Origin of the sequence: Sphaerisporangium sp. NPDC051011 (assembly GCF_040653595.1) — a bacterium.
Lineage (GTDB): Bacteria > Actinomycetota > Actinomycetes > Streptosporangiales > Streptosporangiaceae > Sphaerisporangium.
The window spans coordinates 15,241-35,265 of record NZ_JBFAGG010000010.1; the positions used below are offsets into that span (position 1 = coordinate 15,241).

The window sequence follows — 20,025 nt, forward strand, 5'->3', positions numbered from 1 at the left end:
GGAGAGGCTCAAGAATTCGTTAAGCGCGAATAGAGTGTGGCCCGCCACAGTCGAGGAACATCGATGACCCGCCGCCGCCCTACGGGAGCGGGCGTCAGGCGGGCGGGGAGGTCAACATGGATTTCCGGCTCCTCGGCCCCATCGAGGTCTGGCACGCCGACGGCCAGTTCACTCTAGGGCGGCGGGCACAACGATGCCTGCTCGGACTGCTTCTGCTCGACACCGGCCGGGCCGTCCCGGTCAGCCGATTACTGAGCCTGCTCTGGGACGACGACCCGCCTGACAACGCGCGCGGCGTCCTGCACAGCCACGTCGCGCGGCTGCGCGGCACGCTGGACCCGGACCGCTCCGGCGCGCGGGGGTTCCGGCTGCTGCGCCGCGGCGACGGCTACCTCGCCGAGACCGACCCCGGCGCCGTGGACGTGCACCGGTTCAGGGAGCGCGTCGGCCAGGCCCGCCGGACGGCCGACCCCGGCGACCGGACCCGGCTGCTGCGCGAGGCCCTGTCCTACTGGCGCGGCCCGCTGCTCGCGGACGTGGCCACCGAGCGGATGCGCGACCGCGTCGGCCTCGGGCTGGAGGAGCTGCGGCTGTCCGCGCTCGAATCCTGCCTGGAGGCCGAGCTGGACTGCGGCCGGCACCGCGAACTCCTGCCCGAGCTCGCCGACCTGGTGCGGCAGCACCCCGTACGGGAGAAACTGATCCGGGCGTACATGCTGGCGCTGTACCGCGACGGCCGCCGGCCCGACGCGCTGGCGGTGTACCGCAGCGCGCACGCGCACTTCGGCCGCGAGCTGGGCCTGGAACCCACCGTGGAGCTGCGCCGCCTGCACGAGATGATCCTCGGCGGGGACGCCTCGCTCCACCCCCGCGCGCCGGAACCGGCCGCCCCCGCCGTGGTGCGCGTCCGCCCGCCGGTGCCCGCGCAGCTACCGCCGGACGTGCCGCGCTTCGTCGGACGCGCGGCCGAGGTCGCCCGGCTCGACGCCGTCCTCGCCGAGGCCGGGTCGATGGCCGTCGCCTGCCTGTCGGGGACCGCCGGGGTGGGCAAGACGGCGCTGGCCGTCCACTGGGCCCACCAGGTGCGGGACCGCTTCCCGGGCGGGCAGCTCTACGTGAACCTGCGCGGCTTCGACCCGGGCGCCGCGCCCGTGGACCCGGCCGACGCGCTGCGCCGGTTCCTGGGCGCGCTGAACACCCCGCCCGAGCGGATCCCGCAGGACCTGGACGCGCTCGTCGGGCTGTACCGCAGCGTTCTGGCGGGACGGCGCGTGCTGGTGGTGCTCGACAACGCGCGCGACGCCGAGCAGGTCCGTCCCCTGCTGCCCGGCGGGGCGGGGTGCCTGGTGGTGGTGACCAGCCGCGATCCCCTCGCGGGGCTCGTCGCGGCCGAAGGCGCGCAGCCGCTCACGATCGGCCTGCTCTCGCCCGGAGAGGCGCGGCAGATGCTGGCCGCCCGCCTCGGCGAGTCACGGCTCGCGGCCGAGGGCGACGCTGCCGACGAGCTGATCGCGCTGTGCGCGCGGCTGCCCCTCGCCCTCGCCGTCCTGGCGGCGCGCGCGGCGACCGCGCCGGACCTGCCGCTGGCCGGGCTCGTCGCGCAGGTGCGCGGCGCGCGCGCCGAACTCGACCCGTTCGCCGGGGAGGACCGGGCGACGGACGTGCGGGGCGTGTTCTCCTGGTCGTACCGCACGCTCGGCACGCCGGCCGCGCGCCTGTTCCGCCTGCTGGCGCTGCACCCGGGGCCGGAGATCTCCACGCGGGCCGCCGCCGCCCTGGCCGGGCTTCCGCACGGCCGGGCCCGCGAACTGCTCGCCGAACTGGCCGCCGCCCACCTCGTCGCTGAGCACGTCCCCGGGCGGTTCGGCCTGCACGACCTGCTCCGCGCCTACTCCAAGGAGCTCGCCGCCCGTGACGGCGCGGCCGAGCGCCGCGCCGCCCCGCACCGGCTGCTCGACCACTACCTGCACACCGCGCACGCGGCGGCGATGCTGATCAACCCGCGCCCGGACCCGCTGCGCCTGTCGCCGCCGGTCCCCGGTGCGTCCCCGGAGCCGCACGTGGACTACGAGGACGCGATGACCTGGTTCGCCGTGGAACGCCCGGTATTGCAGGCGATGGTGCCCTGGTCGGCGGAGACCGGCTTCCCCGCGCACACCTGGCGGCTCGCGTGGACCATGGTCGACTTCCTCGACCGGCGCGGGTTCTGGGACGAGTGGGCGAAGACCGAGACCGTCGCCCTGGACGCCGCCCGGCGCGTCGCGGACCGCGCCGGCCAGGCCCTGTGCCACCGCGACCTCGCCTCGGCGTACACGCAGATGAAGATGTTCCCGGCGGCGGAGGCCGACCTGCGCGCCGCGCTGGAGCTGTTCACCGAGCTCGGGGACGTGCGCGGCCAGGCGGGCTGCTACAACAACCTCGGCTGGCTCTACGGCGTGCAGGACCGCTACCAGGAGGCGCTGGAGAACGCCGAGCAGGCGCTTCACCTGGTCAGGCTGATCGACGACCCGGTGGAGGAGGCGCGGGCGCTGAACTCGGTCGGCCAGAGCCACGCCCTGCTCGGCGAGCCCGAGCACGCCATCCACTACTGCGGGGAGGCGCTGCTGCTGTTCGAGCGCACCGGCGACCCCCACGGGCAGGCCGCGACGCTCGACGGGCTCGGGCTGGCGTACCAGAAGCTGCCCGACCTCGCCCAGGCGGCCTCGTGCTACGAGCGCGCGGTGGACCTGTTCCGGAAGGTCGGCGAACGCTACTTCGAGGCGGACACGCTCGTGCGGCTCGGCGACGTGCTGCGCGACGCGGGCGACGATTCCGGCGCCCGCCGGGTGTGGCGTCAGGCCCTCGACGCCTTCGAGGAGCTCGACCACCCGGACATGGCGCTGGTCCACGAGAGGCTGGCCGCCACGGCCGTGTGACGCGCCCGGTGAACCGCACGGGGTGGGAGCGGAGGGCTCCGCTCCCACCCCGGACCCGGCTGGGTCAGATCACAGGCCCATCCTGCGCAGGGTCTCGTTCATCGAGTCCGCGTAGAGGCCCTGCCCGATGATGCTGGGGTGGAAGGACTCGGAGGACACGGGCCTGCTCGGACTGTCTCCGGGGTCCTTCACCGGCACCAGCCAGTTGATGCCCGGGGGCAACCCGCAGATGTCCTTGCCCGTGAACTCGTCGATGGGGTCGGAGAAGTACGCCCAGTTGCCGTGCACGGAGTTGTTGAAGTCCGACAACGCCTCAAGCTGCCGGGTGCGCATCAACTCGGCCATGTCGGAGAGCCACCTGCGCTCGCTCAGCTGGATGCCGAGGGTCGGGATGGTGCAGGTCAGCGGCCAGAGGTTGTCGATGGGGAGGAGCTTCGGATACCCCATCACGAGGATCTTGGCGTTGGGCGCCTGCTTGTGCACCTCCGTCAGGACGCTCTTGATGGACAGGGGGACGTTCACGTCGATCCGCCGCCGGGTCGCCGTGTCGAGAGGCTCGGTGTCCTTGTCCAGCGTCGACTGCTCGCAGGAGACCGGGGTGGACTTGTAGAGGCACTGTTCGACGACGTCGGCGAACCTGGCGTCGTTGCCGCCGATGCTGAGCGTGACCAGGGTCGTGTTCTCGTCCAGGAACCCCCGGTCGAGCTGGGACGGCTCGCGGAACCTGGGGGCACCGCGCTCCCCGTCCCCGTTGGTGGGATACGGATGGTCCCAGGGCGCCGTCAGGTACGGCAGGAGCTGCTCGCTCTCGGCGCCGGAGCAGGCGAGCAGGTGGTAGTCCATGTTCGCGTCGAGACGGTCCTCGCGCACGCCGATCCGCTCGGACGAGTCGCCCATCACCCCGGCCCGGGACCAGGCCTGCTTGGAGCGGTGGCAGGCGTTGCGGTAGCCGTTGGACCCGTTGTTGTCGCTCTCGGGGTAGAAGTTCACCCCCGCGAGGTAGGGGTCACCGGGGTCGACGAGGCTGCCGAGGCTGCCGCTGCCCTCGCCGGACGAGAAGGAGTCGCCGAGGGCTACGACGACGTTGCGCGGCTTGCCGGGGAGCGGCACGAACGCGGCGGCGTCGAAGGCGACGTCCTCGGTCGTGTCCAGCGGGTCGTGCTCGCCGGTGTACGACTCGACGTATGTCTGGTTGGTCAGCTCGATCTTGGGGACGCCGTTGAACGGGAAGACGCCGAGGGACACCCAGCGGTTCTGCAGGGTCCGCTGGGGGATGACCCGCGTTTTGACCCCGTTCGCGGTGTAGATCTTGTAGTTCGCCTGCTGGGTGTGCGCGCCGTGGTCGGGCATGTGCACCATGACCCGCATCCACCCGGTGTACGACCGGTCCATGGTCCAGGTCCCGGACACCCACATGCCGCCGGGGTCCTGGCGGGCGTGGGCGAACCAGAAGTGGCTGCCGTACCCTCCGCTGGACTGATGGAAGTCGATCTTCCCGGGATAGCGCAGGACGCCGTTCTGCGTCTCTCCGGCGAACCGCAGGCTGAACGTCCCGTTGTTGTTACTCGGATGGCACTGCCCGCCGCCCGGTTGCGCCGGCTGCACCGACGGCACCGAGTCGGCCACGTCGTCCACGATGTACGCCGGCACGCCGAGCGTGTTCGCGCAGACGGGCGGATAGCTGTTGCCGTCCGCCTGGTACGCGTACCCCGGGTCGAACCGCAGCACCTCGTTGCCGCAGTCGAGGCAGTCGGGCTGCTTCCAGCTCGCCGACAGGTGGTACCAGCACTTGAGGTCGCGTCCCCGGGGACCGACGTGCATGCACGGGCCCGCCGGATCGCTGATCACGTCCGGGTCCTGCGGGGGCAACTTCACCGCCGGGTCGCAGTCGTTGCTGGCATTGCAGAACATGTCCCTCTGCAGCGGCGAGACGTGGAACCGCGCGTCGTCGCTGACCCACCACGCGGCCCGGTACCCGACGACGAAGGTGTCCGGCGCCTCCAGCGAGGTGATCGGGTGCCCGGCCCAGCCCAGCACCTTCTCCTGGTACGGCCACCGCTGCGGGTTCCGCGCGTCGTCGTAGGTCGCGTCCAGGAACGGGAGGCGGTTGGCCTTGAACAGAGGGTTGATCGGGTTGTTCCCCCAGCCCACGCCCCACGGCTCGCCCGGCCCGCCCTTGGCGTGGAAGCCGCTGTTGTACGCCCAGATCGCGAAGTACCAGTTCTCCAGCCGGGACGGGTGCCCGTTGTTGAGGGCGATGCCCGCGGAGGTGACCTCGTTCCACTTGTCCTGGAGGATACGCAGCGACCGGGCGATGTTCGCGGCAAAGTCCACCGCGACGGCCTTCTGCTGGTTGGCCGGCAACTGCTGCTCACCCGCGAATCGGGGGAACTCCGGCTTGCGCATGCCGTCGGTCACCTGCCCGACCCCGTACCCGCAGTCGGCCTTGGCCCAGTTGATCGTCCATTCGGACGCGGTCCCCGCGACACGGCCGTAATAGTTGCCGATGAGGGGATTGCCCGTCTCGCCCGGCAGCACCTTGCCGGTCGCCTGCCACAGGTTGGACTCCTGCGCGAGGATGCCCAGCATCACCTGCGGCGGGACGTGCGTACCGGGGTAGCCGTTGAGCGCCGCCGGGGGGAACATGCCCTGCGGGGTGTACGAGGGCAGCCCCGACTGCTTCCAGTTGGCCTCCCGGGTGACGTTCAGCACGCCCATCACCGCCTGGTCCACCGCCCACTCCACCTGCCGGGGCTTGGGCTGGTAGACCTGGATGCGCGGGTCGTTGCGCGGGACCGCGCAGCTGCCCTCCTCGTCGCTGGGCGAGGTCGGCGACGGCGTCGCCACGAGGGTCCGCGCGCCGCTCTGCGCGTCCGGTTTCGCCTGCGCGTCCGCTCCGGCCTTCGCGTCCGGTTTCACGTCCGGTGTGGCCTGCGGGCCGGGTCCGGGGGCGCGGAGCTTCGGGTGCGTGGCCCGTCCCGCGCCGTCGCCGCCGGTCGCGGGGGTGAAGTGGAAGTCGAGCCGCTTGCCCGTCGCGGCGACGGTCGCGCTGATCTCGACCGCGCGGGCGCCGGTGGGGGCGCTCAGCCGGGGATCGGTGGTGTACCCGACGCGGGTCAGCGTCACCTCGGCGTCGCTGGACAGCGCCGCCGTCACCGGCGCGTCAACCCGGGTGACGCGGTCGGGCAGGGCTTCCACGCGGGCCGGCTTGCCGAAGACGGCCACCCGTCCCCCGGCGCCGCGCCCGACGCCGAGCGCGGTCAGCTCGCCCTCGGCCAGCTTGGCCGTCTTTCCGGTGAGGTCGGAGCGCCACAGCCGGGCGTCGCCGCCGTTCCGGTCCATGTAGACAACTCCGTCGCCGTTGTAGGCGAGCTCGAACGGCACCCCGCGCGCGGGTGCGAGCGCGCGCCGCCGTCCCTGCCCGTCGACCCGGACGACCCTGCCGTTGTCGGCGGCGACGATCTCCTTGCCCACCGGCAGGGCGGAGGTCAGCTGGCCGTCGATGACGGCCGCCGTGCCGAGCCGTCCGGACGCGGCGTCGATCCTGGTCAGCCGCGTCTTCCCCTGCTTGCCCTCGTCGCTTTCCGTGAACTGCGACAGGACCGCCGACTCGCCGCTGCCGCACCCCGGGCTGAAGTAGGCGAGCGACGACTGCGCGTCCACCTTCCGCACCGCGCCGGTGTCCAGCTCGACGACCGCGACGAACCCGCCCTTGCCGAACAGCTCGGTCTTGTTGGTGAACGTCCTCGGCCCGTACGTCACGACAAGCCGCCGCCCGGACTCGGTGAGGCAGGCGTTGCCGATCCACTGGTCGGCGTCGAAGCCGGGCTCGGACAGCGTCGCGATCGTCCGCCACGTGTAGCCGGACCGCGCGGTGGCGGTCAGGACGTGCAGCCCGTCCTGGTCTCCGGACGTGGTCCAGGCCGTGTCGCCGGAGGCCCGCCAGCCCGGCCGCAGGAGCTCGTCCCGGCGGGCCTCGGCGACGGTCGTGACGGCTTCGGCGGCCTTCGGCGGGGCCGCGGCCGGGGTCGTGGGGTCCTCGCGGGGCGCGGCGTCCGCGACGCCGGTCAGGCCGAGGCCGGCCGTCACCGCGAGGGTGACGACGCCGACGGCCAGGGCGCGGAATCGAGGGCGCTCGCGTGGTGTGATCGTCGTCCGAAGTCGCCGGGGCACGGCGGCCTCGGCGTCCGGCGGTCGCCGGGTGATGCGAACTCTGCGCATCTGGAATCCTCCTCGTCTGGCAGGCCACAAGATGGCCACCGGGAGCATCCGGCCCGCGCCTTGACAAGCCCTTGACGCTTCCGCGCGCGACGTCCGCGCGTCCCCGACCGGCCCGGCGCGCGGCGGCAAGCCCGTGTCAAGCCGCCCCGGGGATGCTGGCCATGCACGGAAGAACCGGCGCCGGCTCCGCCGATCACGCACTCAGGGGGTCCTGAAGTACGTCGACAACATCAGCCAGGCCGTCTACGTCACCAACGCCTACGGCTGACGCCCGGCGGCGACCGGACGTCACCCGGAGCGATCCGGGCGACGGCCTCCACCTCCGCGCGGGCCGATCACTGGGGCACGGCCCGCGCGGAGCCCCTGCCACGAGGAAACATGAGGGGTCGACCAATGATGGCGTCACGTCGTTGCCACGACCTGCCCGGCCGGCGCCCGTTCACCGTGGAGGCCCGGCCGGTCGACATGCCCGACGGTGCGCTGGCCTCGGTGCGCGCGGCCATGCTCGGCTTCGTCGGCGAGTACCTGCTGGACTTCGATCGCGCCGCCGAGGCGGAAGGGCTCACTCAGGCCCAGGCACGGGTGCTCGGCTTCGCCGTCCAGGGCATGTCTATGGGCGAGGTCGCCCACCATTTCGGCTGTGACCCCTCCAACGTCACCGCCAAGGCCGACCGGCTCGTCGCTCTCGGCCTGGTCGAACGGCGATCCGACCCGAGGGACGCCCGCGTCAAGCGCATCGTCGCCACCCCCGAGGGCGTCGACACCGCCCTGCGGCTGCGCGACCGGCGCACCTGGCTCGCCGGAGCCCTCGCCCGGCTCGACGACGACGAGATCGCCACCGTCCAGCGGGCCCTCGACCTGCTCGGCCGCGCCACCTCCGCCGACCGGGCCTAGCGGACGCGCTACGCGGGACCAGCGGACGCGCTACGCCAAGCGGCGGCCTCCCTGGGCGGGCCGAGGCGGTGTGCCTCGCCGAGGCGCTCCAGCAGAAGGCCTTCGCGGGTGGACCACGGGCAGATCTCGACGCGCGTGACGCCGCAGGCGCGCATGAGGGCTTCGGCGACCAGCGCTCCCGCCAGCGACTGCTCGGCGCGATGGGCGCTGATGCCGGGCAGCCGGCCGCGGTCGCCGGGCTCGGTGCGGGCCAGCAGCGCCAGCGACGCGCGCAGGGCCCGCGCGGTGAGCCGGCGGCGCGTGGCGGGCGAGCCGGAGTGGGCGGCGCCGAGCCGGGCGAGTTGCCGGAACGTCTTGGAACACGCGAGCACGCGCCCTCCGGGCACCGCCGACGGCAGCCCCGGCACCTCGGCGAAGGCCTGGCGCAGGCTCCTGCGCACCTCGCGCAGATGCCCGGTGGAGCGGGCGACGCCGCCGGGCAGCCACTGGCGGGTGACCGTCCGCGCGCCCAGCGGCAGGGAGTGCACGGTCGCGGGCTGCTCGCCGGAGCCGGAGGCGACCTCGACGGTGCCGCCGCCGATGTCCAGCACCAGCAGGCGGCCGGCGGGCGGGCCGGCCCACTGGCGGGCGGCCACGTACGCCAGCCGGGCCTCCTCCAACGCGGGCAGCACGCGCAGCCGGGTGCCGGTGGCCTTCGCGATGCGTGCGATCACCTCGTCGCGGTTGGGCGCGTCCCGGATGACGGAGGTGGCGAACGCGAACACCTCCGAGACCTCCGGCACCCGCGTCCCGCCTTCCGTGCACATCGCCTCGGCGACCGCCCGTTGCAGGCTGCGCACCCCGCGCTCGGTCACCCGCCCGTCCGGGCCGAGCATCTCCTGCAGCCTGAGGCGGACCTTGCGGGACGTCACCGTCTCCAGCCCGGCGTCCTCGGCCGGCCGCCGGACCACGGTGAGCAGCGCGCTGTGGCACCCGACGTCGAGCACCCCCGCGTGGCGCATCAACACCACCTTTCCTCCCGATGGCGCGCCGATGGCGTATCCAAGCCGCGTCGGTGGGCGCGGTCCTGCGGCGGTGGCGTCGATTGTGACTGTGACGAGTCGCTCTCTGACACTTACTGACAAGCATGGTCATTCATCGCTATTTCAATGCCTTTACCCCAGCGCCGCAAGGGGTATCGCACACAACCCGCCCTCCGTCGCGGCCCTTTTCCCGCCCGGCTTCCCGGGCAACCGGAGGGATGGTGATGGGCGACGACGCCGGGAACGTAGCACACCATGTCCGCCGCGACGCGTTCCTGCTCGCCGAAGAAGAAGATGACGTCGTCGAACCCTCCGCTCGCCAGGAACGCCTCCCGTCTGACGACCACGCCGCACGCCATGAACCCGAGGACGCCACGGCCGGGAAGGGCGGGCTCCACGGGCAGCGGCGAGCGGGCCATGCGCGCGGATCGGATCCGGCCGCTCAGGCAGGGACCTTCTGCCCGGCAGGGGCTCGGGATCCGGCGCGCGGTCCCCGAGCCTCACCAGGTACACCCGGCGATCTCACGTTTCCGGGACGCCCGGCGTCTACGGGGTGTGGGGCCGCGCCGGCGACCCCGTGAACCCACCGGAAAGGCACCACGCGATCATGGCAAGGACCCATACGGTCATCGCGTCACCGATCGGCGACCTCACCGCCGTCGCCGAGGACGGCGTGCTGTGCGGGCTGTACTTCGAGCGGCACCAGCGCGGCCCCAAGCTCGAGGATCTCGGCGCCCGCGACGCGTCGGGCTTCGACGAGGTCCGGCGGCAGCTCGCCGAGTACTTCGCCGGCGAGCGGACCGTCTTCGACCTGCCCCTCGCGGCCCACGGGAACGAGTTCCAGCGGCAGGTGTGGAAGCTGCTGGAGGAGATCCCGTTCGGCGAGACCCGGACGTACGGGGACCTGGCGCGGGAGCTCGGGGACGCGTCCCTGGCCCAGGCGGTCGGCGCCGCGTGCGGCCGCAACCCCGTCTCGGTGATCGTCCCGTGCCACCGGGTGGTGGCCGCGGACGGCTCGCTCACCGGGTACGCGGGCGGCCTGGAGCGCAAGCGCTACCTGCTCGACCTGGAGGAGCCGGCCGAACGGAAGGCGGCGAGACTGTTCTGAAGACCACTCTTCAAGCCGCTCTGCCAGGCGCTCTTCAAGGCCACGTTGAAGCCCACTTTGAGGGCCACTCTGAAGGCCAAGTTGAAGGCCGCCGCTCCGACGGCCGCCATCCCAGGAGCCACCGTTCCCGGAGCCGCTGTTGCGGGAGCCGCTGTTCTGGCGCGCGGAAGATTCCAGACCACCTGGAATGTTCTGACCGCTCCATAGACCTTCCGGCGGCGGCTCGGAGCACTTCGCGGGGCGATCTGACGCCTCGCCGGGCCGGAACTCCCCAGGATGTGACCATGCGACGACCCTTTGAGCAGATCGTGACCGAGTACGGCCCCATGGTGCTGCGCGTGTGCCGGGCCGTCCTCGGGCCCCACGACGCCGAGGACGCCTGGTCCGAGACCTTCCTCTCGGCCATGAAGGCGTACCCGGACCTGCCGCCCGACGCGAACATGGAGGCGTGGCTGGTGACGGTCGCCCACCGCAAGGCCATCGACGCCACCCGCGCCGCCGCCCGCCGTCCCACCCCCGTGGAGGCACTGCCGGACCGGCCCGCCCGCACCGGACGGCCCGAGGACTGGGACGGCGACCTGTGGCAGGCGCTCAAGGCACTGCCCACCCGGCAGCGTCAGGCGGTGGCCTACCACTACCTCGCCGGGCTGCCGTACAAGGACATCGCCGCCCTCTTCGGCGGGACGGTGGACGCCGCGCGCAGAGCCGCGGCCGACGGCATCAAAACCCTACGCACGACCTATCCCACCCATCCCGACAACCCCGACTCTCCGAGCGAACCGGGCGGTCCCGAGAATCCTCGCAGCCCGGGTGGTGCAGGCGGCCGGGGTGACGCGGGCAGCCCGGGTGGCGTGGGCGGCCCGGGTGATGTGGGCGGCGCCGGTCCCGCAGAGCCCGCGCGAAAGCCCGAGAACTTCGCACGAAAGGAAGTGGCACGATGACGACTCCGTCCGCTCCCCGGCCCGGGAGCCTGCTGGCGGCGATCCCCGCGCAGGACGGGCCCGCGATGGCCCGGCTGCGGGATCGGCTCGCCGACCAGGCGCAGCGCGAGGGGATCCTCGACGTCGCCTACCGCACCCTGGAAACCCCCGTCGGCGACCTTCTACTCGCCGCCACCGACGAGGGCCTGGTGAAGGTCGCCTTCGCCGTCCAGGACCACGACGCCGTCCTGACGAACCTCGCGGGCAGCATCAGCCCCCGCATCCTGAACGCCCCGCGCCGCCTGGACGAGGTGAGCCGGCAGATCGACGAGTACTTCGCCGGTCGGCGCACCCGGTTCGACCTCCCGCTGGACTGGCGGCTGTCCAAGGGATTCCGGCTCGCGGTGCTCACGCACCTACGCGACATCGGCTACGGTCACACCGAAAGCTACGCCCAGGTCGCGGCTGCTGCCGGCAGCCCCCGGGCGGTCCGCGCCGTCGGCACGGCCTGCGCCACCAACCCGCTGCCCGTCGTCGTGCCCTGCCACCGGGTCGTGCGCTCCGACGGCACCGCCGGCCAGTACGCCGGAGGCGCCGAGGCCAAACACTTCCTCCTCACCCTGGAAACCGCCGCATGACCCGCACCCCTCCGGTGGCCATCGAGCACGGGAGCGGGAAGGAACGATGACGGACGCCAAGACGTACACCCTGCTGGGCGCGGACCGCAGGCCGTACGAGAGCCCGGTCGCCGGCACGCTCGGCGGGCACCGGCGCAACAAGATCTACCGGTTTCGTCCGTAGTGCTCCGGCCTTCAGGCCGGGGGTGAAGCGGACCGTCCCGCGTAGCGGGGCAAGAACAGCCGATTCGCCGCCGGGCGAGCCGGCGTCCACCCCGATCAGACCGGTCGTTTCTGCTGCTCGATGTATTGCTTGAGCACGGCCGGCGCGGCCCCGCCGACCGACCCGGCGAAGTAGGAGCCGGACCAGAAATGATCACCCTGCAGGTACTTGCGGACGTGGGCGCCGAGCTCCTTGCGCAGCATCCGAGCCGAAACCCCCTTCAACGAGTTAATACTTCGCGACGAACACCAAATCGGCGTGGGCGTGGAGACTGTGCACGACATGCCGCCCGCTGCGCGCATCAGGGTCCGGTTTCCATCCCGGTGACGCAACGAAACGATACGATCACGGTGTGGAGAAGGTAAAGCAGACGCGGGCGCATGTCGCCCGCCTGGAGTTGAGCACGGCCCAGGCGGCGGTGCTGGACGGTCAGGCGCACACCGCCCGCGCGCTGTGGAACCTGCTCCACGAGTACGCCACCTTCCGGCAGGGCCGGTTGGCGACGTTGAAGGAGTGCGACGAGGCGATCCGGGTGGCTCGTCGTGAGATCGCCTGGATGGGCCGGCTGCCCGCCCAGGCGGCTCAGGCGGTGCTGAAGACCTACCGGCAGGCGTGGGTGAACTTCTTCGACCCTGATCACCCCGCGGGGCGCCCGACGTTCAAGGCCCGGGTGCGATCCCGGCCCGCTGTCGATGTGCCCCAGGCCCGCGATCTGCAGATCAAGCGGGTCAACCGGCGGTGGGGTGCGGTCAGCCTGCCCAAGGCCGGGCGGGTCCGGTTCCGGTGGACCAAGAACCTGCCCGGCGTCACCAAGGGCGGCCCGGCCGGGCGGATCACCGGAGCCCGGCTGGTCAAGGACGCCTTCGGCTGGCAGATCGTGTTCCGGACCGAGACCATGGCCGCTGCGGTCATGGACACCCATCCCGGCCCGGCGGTGGGGATCGACCGGGGGATCACCGTCGCCTTGGCGTTGTCGGACGGCACTCCGCGTGAGCACGGGCCCTGGCTCACCGGCGGCGAGAAGGAACACCTGCGCCGCCTGGAGAAGAAGTCCGCCCGCCAGCGCCGCACCCGCACTCCCGGCCGTCCCACGTCCAAACGGCTGACCCGCACCTACGACCAGATCGCCAAGGCCCGCGCGACAGCCAAGCGCCGAGCCGTCGACTGGCAGCACAAGACCACCACCGAACTCGCCGGCACCTTCGGCGTGGTCGTGGTGGAGGACCTGAAGATCACGAACATGGTCCGCTCCGCCAAGGGCACCATCGAACACCCCGGCCGGAACGTGACGCGGAAGGCAGGGCTGAACCGTGCCATAAGCGGCGAGGCGTGGGGCCGCACGGTCACCCTGCTGGAGTACAAGACCCGTGATCGCGGCGGCCTGGTGGTCAAGGTCCCCGCCCCGGGCACCTCGCAGACCTGCCACCGGTGCGGGCACCGCGACCCGGCCTCCCGGGCTGGCGCCCGGTTCTCGTGCGCCAGCCCGGGATGCGGGTGGACCGGGCATGCCGACACCAACGCCGCGATCAACATCCGCAACGCCGCAGGAACTGTGGTGTCAGGACGTGGAGACCTCGGGGCTGCCCGGTCTGCGAAGCGTCAACCCCCGCGCGCCGCTTAACCACGACGCGACGGGAGAACCTCCGGCCTTCAGTTTCAGGCCGGGGAGGAGTTCAAGGACGGCTGGACTGCCCCTCGGCCGCACGCGCCCGCGCCCGCGGCGGGTACGTTCGCGACCGCGTCTTCTTCGCGGACGAGGACACCGCCCTCGCCGCCAGCTTCCGCCCGTGCGCGACCTGCCTGCCCGCCAAGTACCGAGCCTGGAAGGCAGGCACCGACCCTCGCGACCTCCCCGCTCCGCCGCCCGGCGGCCGGTTCAGGCGAGCCGCCACTCCTGGTTGCGCTGCCCGTTGATGCAGGTCCACTGGTGGACGTTGGCCCCTTGGTCGGTGCTGACGCCCGCCACGTCCAGGCACTTGCCGCTGTGCCGGGCGACGAGCGAGAAGTAGCCGTTGTCCTTCTGAACGAGCCGCCACTCCTGGTTGCGCTGCCCGTCGATGCACGTCCATTGATGGACGTTGGCGCCGTCGTCGCCGCTGACCCCGGCCACGTCCAGGCACTTCCCGCTGTGGGACGCGCGCAGGTTGTAGTAGCCACCGCCGGTCGCCACGAAGGTCCACTCCTGGTTGGCCTGCCCGTTGATGCAGGTCCACTGGTGGACGTTCGCGCCGTCGTCGGTGCTCACACCCGCCACGTCCAGGCACTTGCCGCTGTGCCGGGCCACCAGCGTCGCGGACAACTTGGCGGCGCGGGCCTCGGGCCCGGCGACTGTCCCCGCGTAGGCCGCCGAGGCCGCCGTGAACGGCCCCGCGACGAGAGCGGCGGCGACGACCAGGCCCTGACCTGCACGAACGAGAGACATCGAACCCCCTGGAGCGGCCGGAAGATCAGCAGCCCTTTATTAGCACGAAGTCACGGAACGTAGTGGCGATTGACGCCGCGCGACACGGCCGGGCGTGGCGATCATGACTCTACGCGTCGAGATCACTACCTTGTGCATGCGTCTTTCCGATGCCACCGATCGATCCACTCCAAGCCGAAAGAAGGACATGCGCAGAATTCGTTTGACCGGTCGTTTGGTCACGCTCGTGTCGACGGCCGCCGTCGCCGCCGTCTGCGGCCTCGGCCCGGCGGGCACGGCGTCCGCGGAGGCCGGCACGCCCGTCCAGATGCCGGCCCACGCCGTCCTGGCCGTCGATCCGCCTCCCGAGGAGCAGCCCTGTCCCGGCGGGGAGCCGAAGCCCTGCGGCGCTCCGGCAGAGGAGCGGGGCGGCGTCGAGTCCGGGCGCCAGGAGGCCAAGAAGGCCGGCGAGGACGCCAAGAAGGACATCGCCGAGGCGAAGCAGAAGGCCGAGAAGTGTGCTCCGGACTCCAGCGAGTCCAAGGGCTGCATGACGAACCTCATCGGGGACGGCGCCGAGCAGCAGAAGGGGCTGGACGACACCAGGCGGGCGCTGAGCGAGTTCAAGCCCGCGCCCTCGGACAACGCCGCGACGGCCGTCGCCGGGACGTGCGGCGCCTTCGCCGCCGACCTGACCCCTCTGTTCCAGGGAGATCCCGCCCTGCTGACCGGCATCTGCGAGCTGATGAAGTGATGATCACGAAGAGGTCCCGTATCGGCCGAATGTCCCTGCTTCCCGCCGCCGCGTTGGTCGCGCTCGTTCCGGCCGCCGCGTCCGCCACGCCGCTGCCCGAGGTGCCCACCGCACGCGCGTTCGACGGCGACAAGCCGCTCGCCTCACCGGACAAGGCCATCAAGAAATGCGCCGAACACCCGGAAGGCTGCAGGTTCGCCATCGACGCGGACGCGTCCGGCGAGTTCCGCAGCGCCGTCAAGTCCCTCGGGAACGCGGTCATCAACTGCACCATCGACCCCATCAAGGTGACCCGCCAGGTCACGTTGCGCACCAGCAGCTCGGACAATCTCGGGGGCGAGATCACCGGCAAGATCTCCGCGGAGGGGACGATCAACGCGTCCGGCGAGGTCACCGCCGGGGTGACCGCGGAGGGCAGCGGCAGCTTCGACACGCCGAACAAGCAGCAGGGCCCGTCCGCCACGGTCGGGGCCAAGGCCGGCGCGAACGGCAGCGGCAAGCTCGCGGGCGCGCTCGGCGTCAAGGGCGCCTTCGAGGGGGCGTTCCGGTTGCAGTACCAGCGCACCTGGACCACCGAGCAGACCGAGTCCACCAGCTACGACGTGACCGTGCAGTCCGGCGACGTCCTCACGTTCGGCGCGAGCTCGGCCATGCAGCGGGTCGCCGGGACGATCACCGTGGGCGGCCTCCAGGTGCGCAACGTCGTCGTCGACGGCCCGTCCAGCGTCAACACCAGCTCCTTCGTGGCCGACACCTACACCGCGCCGGGCGGGACGTGCCAGCGCCTGCGTCCCCAGGGCAAGACCGCCGCGGACGACACCGCCAAGCGGCTCGCCGGCGACCCGGGACGGCTGGCGCCCGTCGCCCGGGACGGGGGACTGCTGACACCACTCGCCGCGGTGCCGCCGGGCTCGCGGCCGAAGGAGCACGTGGTGTTCACCGCCGAACGTCCCTGACCGGCCCGCCCGAGCACTCACCCCGTGGAGATCATCGTGAAGAGACCGTACATACGTCACATAGGCCACGTCCGCGATACCCGCGCCTGGCCCGCCGCCGTCCGGACGTCCGGCGTCGCCGCCTCCCTCTGCCTGGGGCTGGCCGCCGCCGCAGCCCCCGCGCACGCGGGAAGCGCACCGGACACCGCGTACGCGCCCGTGCAGGTCAACGTCATCAACGGCGAGTTCACCCAGCCCCCCATCACCGGAAACGAGCCCAACTGGGCGGCTGTGCAGGGCTGGTCGGTGGGCTCGACCAACGGATCCGGCACGGGTTCCGGCGTCGCGCGTTACTCTGGCGCGAACTCCGGGCACCCGGCCGGCAAGACCGCCGTCATGCTGCGCTACCCCCTGCCCAACTACGCCTTCAAGCAGCGGCTGCGCGGCGTGCGCCCCGGCGCGCAGGTCTCCGTCACCTTCGACGACAGCCCCGGCATCGCGACGAACTGCACCCCGGCCTCCGTCGCCGACGGACAGTCGTACACCGTCGAAGGGGCGGGCGGCGCCGTCAGCACGCGGACCACCGCCCCCGACCCGGACAAGAAGGCCAACACGCTCGGCAAGGGCGTCTGGCGCGCCGGGCAGACCTACACGTTCACCGCGAGCGAGTACGAACCGCTGCTGACGTTCACCTCGCAGGTGCCCAACTCTGCCAACGCCAACGGATACTGCGGCCCCCTGATCGCCTCCGTCCGGGCGACGCAGGTCCCGCCGCCGGTCGACAAGACCATCCCGAAGACCGCCCTGCCGTCGTCGCTGGCGTTCTACGGCAACGACAGCAGGCCGGTGGCCGACGCGGTGAACTACTGCGCCGGCGGGGCCGGCAGATGCGCGTTCACCCCGGACAAGGACTACTCGTACTCCTACTACGAGCCCGCGCAGGTCAACAGCGACACCTACATCAACTGCACGCGCAACGTCCTGAAGCGGGCCCGCCCGGTCACGTTCGCCGGGCGCTCCTACGGCGACCTGCCCGCGAACGCGGGTCTGCCCGGTGGCGGGACCACCGTGAGCAACATGGCCCAGCAGTTCTCGGCCGGGACGGGAACCTCTCCCGACTGGACCACGACGAACACGCGCAACGTCACCGAGGTGGTCCAGCCGTCGGAGGCGTCCTGGATCGAGACCCAGGCGGGCCGCCAGCGAACCGAGGGCTGGTTCACCCAGACCCCGCCCGCCGCGGACCCGAACTTCGAGTGGCGGCTGTACACCGTGCTGGACTACGCCGCGACGACGCTCTCCGACCGCGTCTACCAGCGCACCGGCCCGATGACCCCGGCCGAGAAACTCCGCTGCCAATCCGACCGCCCATCCTCCCCAACCCCGGTCGCCGCCGGCGACCCCGCGGGCGCCATCCGTTAGGACCCGGATGGTCTGAGGAACCTCCGGCGCCGACGGAGACGCCGGAGGTTCCTCGATAGCAGCCACCTCCCCGATTTCAGGCGAGGGCTGGCTTGGGGGCGAAGACCCGGACAGCTCCGAGGGTGTCGCATAGCATCCTGGGGTGAGTGAACCAGCAGACGCCGGTAAAGCAGGGCGTGGCGGCATTGCCGGCAGCCGGCTCGCCGACGTCATGCAAGGATTCGGCCTGGGACAGGCGTCCTCGGTGTCGTACCTGCCCTCGGGGATGATGAACCGTAACTGGCGGGTCGAGACCCAGCAGGGAGTGTTCGCGCTCAAGGAGCTCGTCGATGTGCCGGTGCCGAAAGCCCGCCGCAGTCTGGACGTCCTGCGGGCCCTTGCGGCCGACGGCCTGCCCGTGTGCTCGCCGCACCTGACGCCGCATGGAGACTCGGTGCTGGAGGTCGACGAGCGCGCCTACTGCTTACTACCTTGGGCGCACGGCGTCCACCGTGAGGGTTCGAGCTTGACCGCCGAGGAGGCCGCCGAGCTTGGTCGGCTGCTCGGGTGGACCCACCAGGCCCTAGCCGCCAGTCGCACAGGGCTGGAGTCTCCGGCTGGACGGCCGCAGGCGAGGGTGACCACCCCGGAGACGGCCGCGGCCGAAGCCGAACGGTTCCTCCAGCTGATCGCCGCCCTGGATGAGCCTCAGACATTCGACCGCGCCGCCGCCCGCGCCTTGGAACAGCGCAAGGAACTCTTGGTCGCCCACGCCGATGATCGGCCCGGTGACGAGGTCCCTGCCGGGCCGGTGGGGTGGACTCACGGCGACTTCCAGCCGCTCAATCTCCTGTGGGACAACGACCACGTCAGCGCGATCCTCGACTGGGATCGGCTCGCCGTCCGCCCCTATGGCGAGGAGGTCGTCCGCACGGCACAGGTGCAGTTCACCACGAGCGACGGGCGGCTGGACCTGGTCCTGGTCGCGGCGTTCACCGCCGGGTACCGGGCGGTGGTGCCGCTCGACGACGGCGACCTCGCGGATGCGGTCAGGCGGCTGTGGTGGAAACGCGCGAGCGACTTCTGGCAGCTGCAGTGGCACTATGACAAAGGCGACCACGGCCCTGACGAGCTGTGGGTCTCCGGTGAGCGGCTGTTGCACTGGTGGACCCCCCGCCGCGACCAGGTCACGGTGGCCTTCACCGCCCGCCGCTGACTAAGGGGCGGGCCGCTCATGGGAGAACGCCCGCCGCGGCCAGTTCCGGAAGGCACCGCCGGGTCATGGGGACGGCGCGGCGCCACGCCGCCTGCCCGGCGCCGGCGAGCCGCTCCGGGGTCAGGCTGTCAATGAGGGCCATCCATGCGGCGGGATCGTCTGGCGGGGCGACGAGGGCGGGGTCCGCGATCGCCTCGGGGATGCCGCCCCGTGCGGATCCGAGGGTCGGCAGCCCGGCGAGGCCGGCCTCCACGATGACGCGGGGGTAGGCGTCTTCGACCGTTGAGGGCACGAGCAGCAGCCGGTGCCGCCATTGTCCGAGACTTCCTCGACCTGATGGCCTGAGCGTACGGGCGGGAGAACCGCCCGCCCGGCAGCTGTGATGTTTCATGCTCAACGGGTTCGCGCCGCCGGGGAGCGCGAGGGGCGGAGCCCCTCGTTTGGGGGGCGGGAGACCCTGGGGAGAACAGCCCGAGCCGGAGGGCCGCCAAGGCCCGGAGTGAGGACCTATTTCCGGCCGCAGCCTCATCCTTCTTCCGAGGAGAGGTCGTTACCTGTTGGACGATCGGTGCCGGTGAGAGGCACGCCGTGCGTCCTCTGGTCCTCGGAGGGGCGCGGGTATGGGGTTAGCCTGCGGTTATGCGGCTGGATGGGGCTCGGGTGCTGGTTACGGGGGCCTCGTCGGGCATTGGGGCGGCTACCGCGAGCGTGATGGCGGCGGCGGGGGCCGAGTTGGTGTTGGTGGGGCGGGATCCTGCGCGGTTGGAGGCTGTCGCCGCGCGGACCGGGGGACGGGCCGTGGTCGGCGACGTCACGAAGGACCCGGAGCTGCTGGCCGAGCAAGCGGGGAAGGTCGATGTGCTGGTCAGTAACGCCGGCACGGGGTGGGCGGGGTCGTTCACGGACATGCCGCCGGACACGCTGGACGAACTGGTGGCGGTCAACCTGACGGCGCCGATGCACCTGACCCGGCTGGTGCTGCCCCACATGATCGAGACGGGACGGGGGCACCTGGTGTTCGTGGCGTCGATCGCGGGGGCGATCGGGGTAGGGCGCGAGGCGGTGTACTCCGCGGCGAAGGCGGGGCTTCTCGTGTTCGCGGAGGCGCTGCGGGACGAGGTGCGGCAGGTCCCGGGTATCGGGGTGTCGGTGGTGCTTCCAGGCGTGGTGGACACGCCCTTCTTCCACAGGCGAGGGGCACCCTACGACCGGACCTGGCCCGCGCCGATCACACCGGAGCGGGCGGCCCGATGCGTCCTGGCGGCGGTCGAACGCGGGCGGGCCGAATCATACGTTCCGGTCTGGCTGCGGGTCCCGGCACGACTACGCGGCTCGGCGCCCGGCCTGTTCCGCACGCTCGCCCGGCGCTTCGGATGACCGGCCCCGGATCCGGCGCGG

General features: G+C 72.1%; 16 protein-coding genes. 11 read left to right on the plus strand and 5 right to left on the minus strand.

Annotated features, from left to right (window positions below):
- Positions 1-116: 116 nt before the first annotated feature.
- The gene (locus tag AB0H21_RS23095; RefSeq protein ID WP_358519875.1) at positions 117-2,915 is read left to right on the plus strand and encodes a BTAD domain-containing putative transcriptional regulator; all 2,799 of its coding nucleotides are present in this window, start codon (positions 117-119) and stop codon (positions 2,913-2,915) included.
- A 69-nt stretch (positions 2,916-2,984) separates the two neighbouring features.
- Here the strand turns inward: AB0H21_RS23095 and AB0H21_RS23100 are convergent, their stop codons facing one another.
- Positions 2,985-7,136, minus strand: coding sequence for a hypothetical protein (locus AB0H21_RS23100; RefSeq protein ID WP_358519877.1), 4,152 nt, complete (start codon positions 7,134-7,136; stop codon positions 2,985-2,987).
- Positions 7,137-7,529: 393 nt separating this feature from the next.
- On the opposite strand from AB0H21_RS23100, the gene AB0H21_RS23105 reads away from it, so the two are divergent.
- Positions 7,530-8,030: a MarR family transcriptional regulator gene (locus AB0H21_RS23105; RefSeq protein ID WP_358519880.1), complete on the plus strand. Its 501-nt coding sequence runs from the start codon at positions 7,530-7,532 to the stop codon at positions 8,028-8,030.
- 8 nt (positions 8,031-8,038) lie between these two features.
- Here AB0H21_RS23105 and AB0H21_RS23110 read toward each other — a convergent pair whose 3' ends face one another.
- Positions 8,039-9,031 carry a hypothetical protein gene (locus AB0H21_RS23110; protein WP_358519883.1) on the minus strand — a complete coding sequence of 331 codons (993 nt, stop codon included), beginning with the start codon at positions 9,029-9,031 and terminating at the stop codon, positions 8,039-8,041.
- 628 nt (positions 9,032-9,659) lie between these two features.
- Here AB0H21_RS23110 and AB0H21_RS23115 point away from each other — a divergent pair.
- From AB0H21_RS23115 to AB0H21_RS23125, 3 genes are all read left to right on the plus strand, one after another.
- Positions 9,660-10,160, plus strand: a complete 501-nt coding sequence (locus tag AB0H21_RS23115) for a methylated-DNA--[protein]-cysteine S-methyltransferase (protein ID WP_358519884.1) — start codon at positions 9,660-9,662, stop codon at positions 10,158-10,160.
- Between the two features lie 284 nt (positions 10,161-10,444).
- Positions 10,445-11,101 (plus strand): sigma-70 family RNA polymerase sigma factor, encoded by a 657-nt coding sequence (locus AB0H21_RS23120; protein WP_358519885.1) that lies wholly within the window; start codon positions 10,445-10,447, stop codon positions 11,099-11,101.
- The gene (locus AB0H21_RS23125) at positions 11,098-11,718 is read left to right on the plus strand and encodes a methylated-DNA--[protein]-cysteine S-methyltransferase (protein WP_358519888.1); all 621 of its coding nucleotides are present in this window, start codon (positions 11,098-11,100) and stop codon (positions 11,716-11,718) included. Before AB0H21_RS23120 ends, AB0H21_RS23125 begins: the two co-directional genes overlap by 4 nt.
- Positions 11,719-11,976: 258 nt before the next feature.
- On the opposite strand, the gene AB0H21_RS23130 is transcribed toward AB0H21_RS23125, so the two are convergent.
- Positions 11,977-12,123, minus strand: coding sequence for a transposase (locus tag AB0H21_RS23130; RefSeq protein WP_358519891.1), 147 nt, complete (start codon positions 12,121-12,123; stop codon positions 11,977-11,979).
- 149 nt (positions 12,124-12,272) lie between these two features.
- Here AB0H21_RS23130 and AB0H21_RS23135 point away from each other — a divergent pair, with 149 nt between their 5' ends.
- Positions 12,273-13,541 carry a transposase gene (locus AB0H21_RS23135; RefSeq protein WP_358519893.1) on the plus strand — a complete coding sequence of 423 codons (1,269 nt, stop codon included), beginning with the start codon at positions 12,273-12,275 and terminating at the stop codon, positions 13,539-13,541.
- Between the two features lie 255 nt (positions 13,542-13,796).
- Here the strand turns inward: AB0H21_RS23135 and AB0H21_RS23140 are convergent, their stop codons facing one another.
- The gene (locus tag AB0H21_RS23140; protein WP_358519895.1) at positions 13,797-14,342 is read right to left on the minus strand and encodes an RICIN domain-containing protein; all 546 of its coding nucleotides are present in this window, start codon (positions 14,340-14,342) and stop codon (positions 13,797-13,799) included.
- A 202-nt stretch (positions 14,343-14,544) separates the two neighbouring features.
- On the opposite strand from AB0H21_RS23140, the gene AB0H21_RS23145 reads away from it, so the two are divergent.
- From AB0H21_RS23145 to AB0H21_RS23160, 4 genes are all read left to right on the plus strand, one after another.
- Positions 14,545-15,075, plus strand: coding sequence for a hypothetical protein (locus tag AB0H21_RS23145; RefSeq protein WP_358519898.1), 531 nt, complete (start codon positions 14,545-14,547; stop codon positions 15,073-15,075).
- 29 nt (positions 15,076-15,104) lie between these two features.
- A complete protein-coding gene (locus AB0H21_RS23150) occupies positions 15,105-16,031 on the plus strand; it encodes a hypothetical protein (protein ID WP_358519900.1) in 927 nt (308 codons plus the stop codon).
- A gap of 36 nt (positions 16,032-16,067) precedes the next feature.
- Positions 16,068-17,432 carry a hypothetical protein gene (locus AB0H21_RS23155; protein ID WP_358519901.1) on the plus strand — a complete coding sequence of 455 codons (1,365 nt, stop codon included), beginning with the start codon at positions 16,068-16,070 and terminating at the stop codon, positions 17,430-17,432.
- Positions 17,433-17,574: 142 nt separating this feature from the next.
- The gene (locus AB0H21_RS23160) at positions 17,575-18,627 is read left to right on the plus strand and encodes a phosphotransferase (RefSeq protein ID WP_358519904.1); all 1,053 of its coding nucleotides are present in this window, start codon (positions 17,575-17,577) and stop codon (positions 18,625-18,627) included.
- 16 nt (positions 18,628-18,643) lie between these two features.
- Here the strand turns inward: AB0H21_RS23160 and AB0H21_RS23165 are convergent, their stop codons facing one another.
- Positions 18,644-18,919 (minus strand): hypothetical protein, encoded by a 276-nt coding sequence (locus tag AB0H21_RS23165; protein ID WP_358519906.1) that lies wholly within the window; start codon positions 18,917-18,919, stop codon positions 18,644-18,646.
- Between the two features lie 347 nt (positions 18,920-19,266).
- Here AB0H21_RS23165 and AB0H21_RS23170 point away from each other — a divergent pair, with 347 nt between their 5' ends.
- Positions 19,267-20,004 carry an SDR family NAD(P)-dependent oxidoreductase gene (locus tag AB0H21_RS23170; protein WP_358519908.1) on the plus strand — a complete coding sequence of 246 codons (738 nt, stop codon included), beginning with the start codon at positions 19,267-19,269 and terminating at the stop codon, positions 20,002-20,004.
- The last annotated feature ends 21 nt before the right edge of the window (positions 20,005-20,025 follow it).